This window comes from Paenibacillus sp. FSL R7-0048, assembly GCF_038004505.1.
GTDB classification, from domain to species: domain Bacteria; phylum Bacillota; class Bacilli; order Paenibacillales; family Paenibacillaceae; genus Paenibacillus_AQ; species Paenibacillus_AQ odorifer.
Window position 1 is genome coordinate 1,701,424 of record NZ_JBBORF010000001.1, and the last position, 12,191, is coordinate 1,713,614.

11 protein-coding genes are annotated in these 12,191 nt (G+C 42.3%); 10 read left to right on the top strand and 1 reads right to left on the bottom strand.

What is annotated here, in order from left to right:
- Positions 1-203: 203 nt before the first annotated feature.
- From NSQ91_RS07325 to NSQ91_RS07345, 5 genes are all read left to right on the top strand, one after another.
- Positions 204-1,487, top strand: coding sequence for a DUF1963 domain-containing protein (locus NSQ91_RS07325; protein WP_339190094.1), 1,284 nt, complete (start codon positions 204-206; stop codon positions 1,485-1,487).
- A 166-nt stretch (positions 1,488-1,653) separates the two neighbouring features.
- The gene (locus NSQ91_RS07330) at positions 1,654-1,983 is read left to right on the top strand and encodes a PadR family transcriptional regulator (RefSeq protein WP_036675798.1); all 330 of its coding nucleotides are present in this window, start codon (positions 1,654-1,656) and stop codon (positions 1,981-1,983) included.
- A 14-nt stretch (positions 1,984-1,997) separates the two neighbouring features.
- Positions 1,998-2,864: a pentapeptide repeat-containing protein gene (locus NSQ91_RS07335; protein ID WP_076125280.1), complete on the top strand. Its 867-nt coding sequence runs from the start codon at positions 1,998-2,000 to the stop codon at positions 2,862-2,864.
- Between the two features lie 76 nt (positions 2,865-2,940).
- Complete coding sequence (locus NSQ91_RS07340; protein ID WP_076185338.1) at positions 2,941-3,699, top strand: ABC transporter ATP-binding protein; 759 nt, start codon at positions 2,941-2,943, stop codon at positions 3,697-3,699.
- Positions 3,700-4,470, top strand: a complete 771-nt coding sequence (locus tag NSQ91_RS07345) for an ABC transporter permease (protein ID WP_340917165.1) — start codon at positions 3,700-3,702, stop codon at positions 4,468-4,470. It abuts the gene before it with no gap.
- A gap of 65 nt (positions 4,471-4,535) precedes the next feature.
- On the opposite strand, the gene NSQ91_RS07350 is transcribed toward NSQ91_RS07345, so the two are convergent.
- Positions 4,536-6,467 (bottom strand): ATP-dependent DNA helicase, encoded by a 1,932-nt coding sequence (locus tag NSQ91_RS07350; protein ID WP_340917168.1) that lies wholly within the window; start codon positions 6,465-6,467, stop codon positions 4,536-4,538.
- Positions 6,468-6,758: 291 nt separating this feature from the next.
- Between NSQ91_RS07350 and NSQ91_RS07355 the strand changes: the two genes are divergently transcribed.
- The 5 genes from NSQ91_RS07355 to NSQ91_RS07375 all read left to right on the top strand — a co-directional run bounded on the left by NSQ91_RS07355 (position 6,759) and on the right by NSQ91_RS07375 (position 12,179).
- Positions 6,759-7,940: a sensor histidine kinase gene (locus NSQ91_RS07355; protein WP_076125275.1), complete on the top strand. Its 1,182-nt coding sequence runs from the start codon at positions 6,759-6,761 to the stop codon at positions 7,938-7,940.
- 182 nt (positions 7,941-8,122) lie between these two features.
- The gene (locus NSQ91_RS07360) at positions 8,123-8,569 is read left to right on the top strand and encodes a V4R domain-containing protein (RefSeq protein ID WP_340917172.1); all 447 of its coding nucleotides are present in this window, start codon (positions 8,123-8,125) and stop codon (positions 8,567-8,569) included.
- A gap of 148 nt (positions 8,570-8,717) precedes the next feature.
- Positions 8,718-9,977: an MFS transporter gene (locus NSQ91_RS07365; protein WP_076309646.1), complete on the top strand. Its 1,260-nt coding sequence runs from the start codon at positions 8,718-8,720 to the stop codon at positions 9,975-9,977.
- Positions 9,974-11,278 carry an alkaline phosphatase family protein gene (locus NSQ91_RS07370; RefSeq protein ID WP_076185333.1) on the top strand — a complete coding sequence of 435 codons (1,305 nt, stop codon included), beginning with the start codon at positions 9,974-9,976 and terminating at the stop codon, positions 11,276-11,278. The genes NSQ91_RS07365 and NSQ91_RS07370 overlap by 4 nt, the downstream gene beginning before the upstream one ends.
- 28 nt (positions 11,279-11,306) lie before the next feature.
- A complete protein-coding gene (locus tag NSQ91_RS07375; protein WP_036675789.1) occupies positions 11,307-12,179 on the top strand; it encodes a YitT family protein in 873 nt (290 codons plus the stop codon).
- Positions 12,180-12,191 lie beyond the last annotated feature (12 nt).

Below are 12,191 nucleotides of genomic sequence, written 5' to 3' on the forward strand. Positions count from 1 at the left end.
AAATATTTGGTTGACCTTTTTTTGTTTCCGTTTAAGGTGATGGTGGGGGATATATCCAATTGAAATCTGAAATGAATTTAAAGCTGCTAAATCCGGTGGTATATTTAATGCAGCTAATTCTATAATATAGCTAATTCTATAATGCAGTTTAGCTTATTAATAATAGTCTTTGAGAATAACTTATACAGAATAGGAGAGATACGATGAGCGAGCGTATACCCTGCCAAACCTCAGGCTGCAAGGGAAGCATACTTCCTGCAACTGCTTTAAAGACGGGGGGAATCTGCATGCCCTGTCATCAAAGGAAGCTTGCGCTGGAGCAAAAGGCTTATATTGAACAAAATCGAAAAGACATTGATTTGTACGCAGGTGTGAATGATCCGGTTGAAATTCTTAAAATCATGCACAAACCGCGGAGATGGAGCCCGCTTGAACACGAAATCTCCTATCACAAAACCGCGCAAGAGTTGTATCGTCAACTGACTGAAAGCGAAAGGGAGCGATTGGAATCCTACGCCATTGAATTGATGGAAGAAGATGATTTTGACCAGGCTGAGGCTATTTTACTGTCGCTTATATGTTTTTCAAGTGCGTTCATTGAACGGGGGCTGGAGGTTTTTTTTCACAAAGGGAAGTATTATCCCGGTATTCTCTATAAAGAAGCTGGTCAGGAGATCCGCGATATGATCATTCATCAGTTAGAGCATGACTCGGAAAACCGTAATCATTTGCTGCTTGCATTGGCCTGGATTGGCGATAAAGAGGTTGTACGGCAGTTCGAGACATGGCGGCAGCATCCGCCTCGATGGACATCGGAGTTAAATGTGGCTCCGGAAACCTATGCTCACGAAGCAGGATGGGAATTAGATCCCGACGGTGGGAAAAGGCTGCTCTTTTACCCCGAGAGTTATCATTTTGAAGTAAACAGGGACGGAAAAAATGGGCTGGATCGGGATCATACGGCGGTAGCGGCGCTGCAGGAGGGTGAGCATTCCTGCCCTTGGTGTGGCGGTAAATTGACAGTGCTGTTTGATTACGATTTGCAGAATCCACTGGTTCAATTTATGAAGCTTTCCGGCCAGCGGTTAAGGATTGCAGCTTGCATGCATTGTAATTGTTATGGCACCGTGTTTATGAAAGCGGAGCTGGATGGCCAATATTCGTGGAGTGAATATAATACCGTTCCTGATTTTTTGCCTGCAAATGAAGACAGGGAAGAAATAGCATGGCATGCCATGCAGCTATCGGAACGGCAGATGGGAACCTATGAAAATTCGTATTGGATGCTTGAGGCGCCTGCGTCGCAGATTGGAGGACATCCGGCTTGGATTCAGGATGCGGAATATCCTGTGTGCCCTTGCTGTTCGACGACGATGAAGTTTATTGCCCAAATGGACATGGAACAGGCCGAGGACAGCGAGGGGATTTATTATGCATTTTTGTGTGAGGGTTGCCGGCAGGTAGCTGTGAATTACCAGCAGACATAAATCAACTTATTTCTGGTTAGCGTAAATTGGAACTTCAGACTTAAAAGAGAAAAATGCTGCCTTAGACAACTAAGGACGGCATTTTTTTATTTTGTATAAACATGATGATCAAAGTACATTGACTGTCACAGTAGTATGATATACAATGCGATTATGAGGTGATGAAATGAGTGAGAACAAAATCACATCCGATCTGCTGCGAGGGCATACCGATACGATGGTATTACGGCTCTTGTCCGAAGCCGATCGTTATGGATATGAAATCGTCAAATTGATTGCTGAGCGTTCCGGAGGCGAGTATGAATTAAAAGAAGCTACGATGTACTCCAGCGTCCGGCGGCTTGAGGCAGACGGTGACATTGAATGGTATTGGGGGGATGAGTCTCAGGGGGGACGACGGAAGTATTTTCGGATTACCGAGAAGGGGAAAGCTGTTTACGCCAATAACAAGACTAATTGGGAGTACGCAAAGCGTGTGCTTGAAAACTTATTATAAGGAGACTTGATAATATGAATGAGAAATTAAACATGTATTTAAATGGCGTATTCGCACCCTATGACGGGATAAAAAGCGTTGCTGAATTAAAGAGTGACCTCCTTTCCGATTTGCAGGAGCGGTTCAGTGAACTCAAGGCTGAAGGCAAGGATGATGAAACGGCGTTTAAGATGACGATAGACAGCATCGGCGACATTGAACAGACGGTGCAGGAGGTTGCCAATCTCTCCCGTTCACTTGAGCGGCAGGTGGTGACGAGCTTTAGGGCGAGCAACTTATCGAAGAGTGATTTTGCAGGCGTTACCGCCCATAAAGGGGATTTTAAAGTGAGCGCGTTGCGGGGTTCCGATTTTACAGGCGCTGACTTGACTGGCAGTTCTTTCGCGGGCAGTGACGTAGGCGAGGCCAAGTTCGACAGCGCTAATCTGACCGACTGCAATCTGTCCGGCATTGAACTGGCAAATGCGAGCTTTCACAAATCTATTCTTGTTCGCACCAACTTTAGCTCATCAGGACTTACAGGGGCGAAATTTATCAGCGCAAGACTGACCGACGTCAAGCTGTGTACGACTGATCTCACGAAAACAATCTTTGAGAACTGTATCTTTGACGGTGTGGAATTTAAAACCTCTGATCTGCGGGGATTATGTTTTGACGGCCAGACCTTTATCGGGGTCAAGTTTGAAAAGTCGGCGCTGAACGATATTTCGTTTAGAGGTGCGACGTTAAAAAATGTGTCATTCCTCTCCGGGTTTTCATTATCCAAGAAGTTTTATCGTGCAATCAAAACGATCAACTTTGATGGTGCAATGATGGATAAGTTGACCTTCGCTGCGCTCAAAGGCATGGAAGCTGATTTGACAAAGGTTACAGTCCTATAAGCCTGAGCTTCCGAAGTGAGTTTTGCGGGGAGAATTCCATGAAGATATGCTAACAAAACCTTGAGGAGGGAATGCAATGAACAAGTCCATTAAAGTGGTTGGGTTGGAAAAGTCCTACAGACAGCTTCAAGTTTTAAAGGGGGTGGATTTTGAAGTGGAGCAGGGCAGCGTTTTTGCTCTGCTGGGCTCCAATGGTGCAGGCAAGACCACCATTGTCAAAATCCTCACCACTTTGCTGAATCAAGATGGCGGGACTGCTGCAGTGAACGGATTTGATGTCGCCACAAAGCCTGATTATGTACGCCAGTCCATCAGCCTGACGGGTCAATTTGCTGCCGTGGATGAGATTCTGACCGGCCGGGAAAATCTGATCATGATTGCGAGGCTCCGCCATGAGAAGCATCCGCGTCAAGTTGCGGACGATCTGCTGGAACGCTTCACTTTGACCGCTGCCGCGGATCGCAAGGTATCCACTTATTCAGGCGGGATGCGCCGGAGATTAGATCTCGCGATGAGTCTTGTTGGAAAACCGCAGATTATTTTCCTCGACGAACCAACCACTGGACTTGATCCTGAGGCAAGGATGGATGTATGGAAGATGGTTAAGGAGCTTGCCGACGGCGGTACGACTGTCTTTTTGACGACGCAGTATTTGGAAGAGGCAGAGCAGCTTGCTGATCAAATCGCCATTCTGCATGAAGGTAAAATTATTGCGAGCGGTACACTCGAAGAACTAAAAAAGCGTTTTCCGCCCGCAAAAGTTGAGTACATTGAAAAGCAGCCGACGCTGGAGGAAATATTCCTCGCAATCATCGGCAAAAAGGAGGGAAAGTAAATGGAAATGATTAAGAAGCACTTTTTCAGTGACATGAGTGTAATGCTCGGACGCTCTATGCGCCATATTCTCCGCAGTATGGATACCATCATCACGGTAACTATCATGCCAATTGCATTTATGCTGTTGTTTGTTTACGTGTTCGGTGGGGCCATCCAGGCGGGTACGGATAACTATGTGAATTATTTATTGCCCGGGATCATACTGATCGCTATTGCAAGTGGTGTAACTTATACGGCTTACCGCCTGTTTAATGATGTGCAAAAAGGGATTTTTCAAAGATTCCATTCTATGCCGATTGCACGTTCTACCATGCTGTGGGGACATGTGCTGACCTCCCTGATTTCCAATGCGATTTCAGTTAGCGTCATCATTCTTGTTGCATTGATTATGGGGTTTCGTTCATCGGCAGGAGTGCTATCATGGCTGGCGGTTGCCGGCATCCTGATATTGTTTACGCTGGCTCTAACTTGGGTCGCAGCAATTGCTGGACTATCCGCAAAATCGGTGGACGGCGCGACTGCTTTTTCCTACCCGATTATTTTCCTTCCTTTCATCAGCTCGGCCTTTGTGCCTACCGAATCGATGCCGCCAGTCGTTCGCACCTTTGCTGAAAACCAACCCGTTACATCTATAGTAGAGGCGGTTCGCTCCCTCCTGATGGGGCAGCCTGTCGGCAATGATATTTGGGGAGCCATCATATGGTGCATAGCCATTCTAGTAGTTGCTTATTTAATAGCGATGCGGGTATACAAACATAAAGTAGTTTAATTGCAGATAACGTTATAGGGTTTAGAAGCGACTTGTCTGCGGATGGGTTGCTTTTTTTCATCTCTCTACGTATCGCTAAGCTGTATCCCTTTTTCTTTCACAAACTTCTCCAGAACCTTGAAATCCTCAGTAACCTTTTTAAAAGGTAAGGCTTCCAGTACCTGATCCCGGTAATCCTTTTTGGCGGCAATGGACAGGCGGGAATCGAGTATGCTGAGTACACCCAGATCAGTTTCACTGCGGATCAGGCGCCCGGTTCCTTGTCTTAACCGAAGCAGCATGTCCGGTACAAAAACCTCTTTCAAGGGATTCTTTGCCATCGAAGTCTTATATTCATAGACAGGATCGGCAGGAACAGGGAAAGGCAGACGGAAAATGATTAACTGCGACAAATCGGAACCTTCGATATTCACACCTTCCCAGAATACACCGGTACTAAGTAGAACGCCTTTACTGCCCCGAAAGTCAGCGATCACCCCGTCCTGGGACGAACCTTCCCTTTGAACATGTAATGCCCATGCCAGCTTCTCAGAGTTTAATTTCTTATGAATATACTTCATATCCTCTTTAGCTGAAAAAAGAACCAATGTCCGCCCGTCTGTTAAATTACAGAGCCTCATCATTTCCTTGTATGCCGCTTCAAGATAATCTTCCCGCCGCTGATGGTTATAGTAGGGGATGTCCTTGGCAATATACAGCATGGTGTGGTTGTCATAATCAAACGGTGAAGCTTGGCGCTCCATATAATCTCCCCTGTAACCGAGGGACTCAGTGAGATAAGCGTATTGTTCCTCCAGCGTTTCTCCGTTTTGACACATCGTTGCTGACGTTAAAATAACAGAGGTTTTCCCGTTAAATAAGGTATATTTCAGAAACTGGCTTATCCCTTTAGGGCAGATACTAAGGGTACTCTCCCGTTGGGTATTGCTTGCCCAGATCAGATAGTTATCCTCTACTCCGTCGAGTACATCAAAGAGGTCGATAAGTCCGTTCATGGCTTCGAAAATATTGTCAATCTCCCGCTCATGCCGTGAAGTTAAGACGGAAAGGCTGAGATTAAAATCTTTTAAAACCTGTGCTGCTCGTTTTAAGGGGATTCCTGTGATCTGCGATATTTTTATACGGTCATTGTCCTGCTTGGCTGTTTGCAGTAAGTCTGCCTCAACTTGTTTAAAAATATGGCCAACGCATCTTTTTATAAATTTAAATTGCGGCATAAGCTCCGTATCGGCAGATTGTTTGAAGAGAATCTGTAAGGCGTCATCCAGAATACGGCAGGTTCCCCGGTATGTAAATTCGACCGTTCTTGCATCTCTAACCTTTGCTTCCAGATTATGAGCTTCATCAATTACGATCAGAGCCGGCCGTTCAGTGATTAACCCCTTCGTTCCTTCCTTTTTCTTGATTAAATCACGGATGAGCAGATCCTGGTTTACGATAATAAAATCCATATCGCTCGCGTTGGCATTAATTTTAGCTCTCATCTCATAAAACGTACATGTACTTTTATAATGGCAACGTTCAAATTTGCAATCATTCACACAAACGTTAGACCATACTGCATCACTAACCCCGCCCTTAATATCTGCCCGCTCATCAATTTCATAATTGACAATCTGTTGAGCAAGCGCAGACAGAGGGGCGTTTGAATCATCCGCTTGGAACAGATCTGCTGCCCTATACCGGCAAGCATACTGCCCCATGCCTTTTCCAACTACCGAACGTACCCTTGTAAATCCGAGCCGACTTCCGATGAATCTCAGATCTTTATGTATTTGTTCTGAAAGTTGTATGGAGGATGTCGCAATAATAACCGGTTGCCTTGAGATTTGGTTAATAAGCAGGCTGGGAATGAGGTAGGCAAAGGACTTGCCGATGCCGACTCCAGCTTCAATCATCGCGTTACGACCATTAATATAGGCATCAGCGATATCTAGAGACATATCCTGCTGGCCGATCCGCTCTTTAAGTCCAATCCTGGGAAATTTATCATACATGCGAAAGATAGCATTGACTAAAGAGGGCTCGATGTCCTTCTTTAGCTCCTGCTTCTGTAATTTGTAGAGATCACTTAACCAGCTAATGACGACCGCCCCTTTTCAAAATCAATGATCTTCCTAATTATAGTTTTTTTGGTTTTTTGGTGAGGTTGTAATTATCTTCGATGCCACTCTAACAGTCAAGTCCAGAATATAATATGATGATTAAAACAAAGTGAATTACTGTGTTTTTGAAGCAGGAAAATATACACATATCTTGAATACAAACTACAAAGAAGGAGGATGACAATGTCATACAAAGAAAATGAATTGCGTTCGTCATTAATCTTAGCAGTTCCAATCATTTTAAACAGGCATTATCATTCCATGACTATGAAAAACATCGAATTCTCCTGGTTTGTAGAGACGCATAAGGAATTGTTAGATTCATCATTCAGTACGATATTAATGAGTATGGTAGAAGCCTTGTTTTTTGATTCTTTTGGTTACGATCAATACTTAAACCTGCTAGAAAAAGAGGGGGCTGAGCAAGGGGTTTATACTGCAGAAATATTCGGTGATCATTTTGATATTTTACTTGATATGAGCAAGGATTTAAATTTAACCGCTCAGAATATTATGTTTAAGATCATTGAAGAGTTTGTAGATGATTCCGCGATCCGATTGTTTTTTTATAATCGTTTAATGGAATGCAACTGGACCCGTTTTACTGGCTTTGCACAAGGTTATTTGTCTAATAAAAATCAACAGATTGACAATTTACATGAACAAAAAATTGCTGTTATGGGACAAATGGCAGCAGGAATGGCGCATGAAATAAGAAATCCGCTAGCTTCGATTAAAGGTTTTGCTCAGCTTGTAAATATCAGGCTAAATGAGCCGGAGATCAAAGCGGATGAATTGCGTGCATATCTGGATATCACCATCAAAGAGATTGATGCTCTGAATGGATTAGTAACGGATTTTCTAATACTGGCTCGAAAAGGTGACAGTACGAAAAATAACGGCGTAGTATTTAACGTTATGGAGGTTATACATAGAGTTAATAACATTGTGAATCAACTCATACTTAGTGATGATATTATACTTTCAGTAGAGTGCTCTTTAGAAAAAGTACTAACGTTTGGAAGCGCCTCTCAGCTAGAGCAGGTAATTCTTAATATTTTGAAAAATAGTATCGATTCCTTCACAGCTTTTAGAGGCAGAATAGATATTTCTGTTACCACAGCTGCTGAGACAAACGAAATTATTCTACTCTTTAAAGACAACGGAGAAGGAATTCCACAGGATAAATTAAAACGGATATTTGACCCTTTCTTTACTACCAAGCAAAAAGGAACAGGGATTGGATTATCGATTTGTAAACAATTAATTGAAATGTATGGGGGGCATATTAAGGTAGATTCAGAGGTTCAGGTTGGAACTAGCGTGAGGGTTATTTTGCCTTGGGTTTATGATTATCATATTTGAGATGCTGCTGCAGCTAATGAATGAAGGAGTGACTTGCCAACAGGGAAGTTGCTTTTTTTGTTATGGTTCTACAAAAAATCAGGATGTGCGTAAGATCACAAAGCAATTATTGGATACGTTTATACTCAATATATCAATTAAATTTGAAATATATATTACATAAGCAATTGGAGGCTACTGGCATGGATCAATTTACTTTTACAGATATGAAAAAAATAAAGAGAAAAAATTTAGGTAATGTCGTACCTTTAGAGCTTTTCAGAACGATTAGACTTATTGGTTTATATCAAGCGTTACCCATGAATGGTAAGGGTACAACGTTGACTATAGGAAGAAAAATTGGGGAAGAGTTTGGTGTTACCTCGGTTAATGAACTATTCGAGTTATTCGAACAATTGAAGATAGGGATTCCTATAATAACCCATGAAGATGACAAGGGGATGACGATAGAAGTACACGATTGTTTCTGCGAAGGGTTACCTATTATGGAAGGGAAAATGGTTTGTGACCTGGAGGGAGCCATTATCGAAGGAGCACTTACTAAAATTCGTGGAAAGCGGGTTTCCGTCCGGGAAATAAAATGTAATGTTAATGGGGATGAATATTGCGAATATATCGTCAAATATTAAATTCATATATAAAAGCGAGTAAGCGGCCTTTCGATTTTAAAAGGTCGTTTTTTTATGAATAAGTTGTGATGGAATTAACATTCATTTAACATGGCCCTTATGCTGAAATGATATAACAGTTACAAATAGGTGAAAAGGTGGCTGTTAGATGAAACTTAGCAAAGAGGAAAAATCATGGATTTTATATGACTGCGGGAATTCAGCCTATTCGATGGCGGTTACAACTGCATTATTGCCTATTGTATTTGGCATGTTTTCAAATGTTAACAGCAGCATGGATTTAGGGTACTTTAACTCCATTGCTAGTATTCTTGTGGCTATCCTTAGTCCGATTTTAGGCACGATCGCAGATTACAAAGATAAGAAAAAGCGCTTTTTCTTATTTTTCTCTTTGATCGGTGTGCTGGCTACGGCTTCCTTGGCATTCGTTGCACCTGCGAGCGGGCAGTGGCAGTTATTGATTGTGTTTTACATCCTGTCCGTCATAGGTTTTGCCGGAGCCAATATTTTTTATGACTCTTTTCTTGTGGATATAACCACTGATGAAAGGATGGATAAGGTATCCACAAAAGGTTTTGCTTATGGATATATAGCCAGCGTCATTCCATTTGGCATCAGCCTGCTATTGATTCTGTTTATGGGGATGGATAAGTCGATCGGTTATCAGATTGGGTTTATCATTACTGCCCTTTGGTGGGGGCTGTTGACCATACCCATGATCAGAGATGTGAAGCAGAGATATTATATTGAGCCTGAACCAAGACCTGTAATCAACAGCTTTAAAAGACTGGGAGACACCTTTAGGAATGTTAGACAGCATAAAGTTGTATTTGTTTTCTTAATTGCGTACTTTCTTTATATTGATGGGGTAGATACGATTATTAAAATGGTGGTGCCCTATGCCACATCGGTTCTGGGTGCGGATGCTTTTGACACCTTTACCTTACTGGGGATATTATTAGTTATCCAGATCATCGCTTTTCCTTGTGCAATCCTGTATGGTAATCTCGCCAAAAAATACTCCGCCAGGACTTTGATCATCGTGGGGATTGTTACATATATCCTTTCCTGCATCGCAGCTTTTTTTATCATTTCAGTGTGGCATATATTTATTCTAGGTGCGCTAATTGGTTCCGCTCAGGGAGGCATTCAGGCGCTCAGCAGGTCTTATTATGCGAAGATCATTCCAAAGGAGAATTCCAATGAATTCTTTGGTTTTTACAATATTTTTGGCAAGTTCGCGGCCATTGTTGGTCCTGCTGTAATGTCTTTAACAACAACCTTAACAGGTAATGCTAAATTTAGTATTTTAGCGATTATCCCCCTTTTTATTATTGGATTATTCGTATTTATAACTTTACCTAAAGAGCAGCCTGAACATGACGAACCTAAGGGGCTTATTCTATGAAGTCAATTAAAGCACAAACGGCTATGGCCAAGCATTTGATCGTCATCTCTTACGATGCCTTTTCAGAAGACCACTGGGCATTGGCCAGCCGGCTTCCAAACTTAGCGGAATTAATTAAAAACGGAGCCCATAGCCATAAATTGAAAAGTGTGTATCCCACGCTCACATATGTAGTGCACACCACCATAGCAACCGGTGTATATCCGGATAAGCATGGCATCCATCACAACAATCCGTTTCAGCCCTTTATTAAGGAAGAGGAGCAGAATTGGTTCTGGTTTAGAAATGCGATCAAGGTGCCAACGATTTACGATGTTGCGCGCGAGCATAAGATGAGCACAGCCGGAATCCTATGGCCAGTATCGGGTAAATCCTCCATCCAATACAATATACCTGAAATCAGAGCCATCAAAAACGAAAATCAGGCACTGAAGATATTAAAAAGCGGAAGCCCCTTATACTGCGTGGATATGGAGCTGAAATATGGCCGGATCCGCAAAGGGATTGAGCAGCCCTATCTGGATGACTTCACGACCAAATGTGCTATAGACACGATTAAGCGCAAAAAACCTAATCTTCTATTGATGCATCTGATCGATCTGGATGATGCCAAACATGCTTATGGAACTGACAGTGACGAAGTGAAGCAGGTAATCACACGTATGGATAAAAGGGTAGGCGATATTATGCAGGCAGTGGATGAAGCGGGGATAAAGGATGATACGATTTTTTTAATTTTGGGGGACCATGGCCAGTTTAATGTTAGGTACAAGGTGCATTTAAACAACCTTTTGCAGGAAAAGGGCCTGATCTATGAAGAGAACGGCGAAATGAAGTGGAGAGCTTACTTTCAGTGTGGGGGTGGAGCGGCTTACTTGCATATCCGGCAGGGCGATGAAGAAGCTGAGCAAATAGCATTAGCTGTTATTGGAGATAATATGAGAGATGAATCCTCAGGTATAGAGAAATTGTATGCTAGAGATGAACTGGATTATTTTCATGTGGGCCAAACCACAAAGTATATGCTTGAGGCTAAGAGAGGTTATTGTTTCGACGAAAGTATGGATGAACCAACGATTGTTGATTTGGACAAACAAGGCGTTAAATTTGCCACGCATGGCTATTCTCCTGATAAAGACGGCTATAGATGCAACTTGGTTGTCTCCGGGGAAAAGATTAGAAATGGGCATCATATAGGGGACATCGAAATGGTAGATATAGCCCCCACGATGGCAAAGATTTTAGGGATTGATTTTAATCCAGGTGACGGAAGACCTTTAGAGGAAATTTTTATGGACTAAATTAAGCAATGTGAAACGGAGAAATTCAATGATTGAAACGCGAAAACAGAAATCAAATAAACTCAAGATATTCTCAAAAGTATTCATGATTATTATTGGGGCGCTAATAGCTGCCTATGGTCTAGAATCCGTATTGATACCCAACAACGTCTCAGATGGAGGTGTCACAGGTCTAAGCATCGTTGGCTCTGAACTGTTTGGCTTACCGCTAGGGCTGCTAATTGGCATAATTAATATCCCTTTTGTGTGGCTAGGATATAAGCAAATTGGTAAAAGCTTTGCTCTTTACTCCGTTATCGGTATTGCTTCACTGGCTATTGGCACTAGTCTTATGCATCATGTACCGACGATTATAGAAGGTGATACCTTATTAATTACCGTTGTTGGCGGGATTATTATCGGTTTTGGTATGGGTTTAGCCTTACGTAATGGTGGAGCATTAGATGGGATAGATATGTTAGCTGTCTTACTTTCACGAAAATTACCTTTTGGGACCAGTGATTTAATCTTATTTCTAAACATGTTTGTCTTTATTGTTGTTTCAACAGTATTTGGCCTACAAGGGGCTATTCTATCAGCGCTTGCTTATTTTATTGCTTCTAAGGTCATTCATATTATTGAAGAAGGTTTGAGTGGCTCTAAAACGTTTAAAATCATCACCATTCAACCGGAAATCATGGTCGAGACTATTCGTGACCGATTGGGTCGTGGAGCAACTTATACAGATGCTTATGGCGGCTACTCCAATGAACAATTCAAAGAAATTACTTGTGTAATTAACCGTCTGGAAGAAAGTAAAATAAAAGATATTATTCGTGAAATTGACCCGAATGCCTTTGTAGTAGTCTACGATGTTGCAGAAGTTAAGGGCGGCAGTTTCAAAAAGAAAAATATTCACTAATGACTATAAATC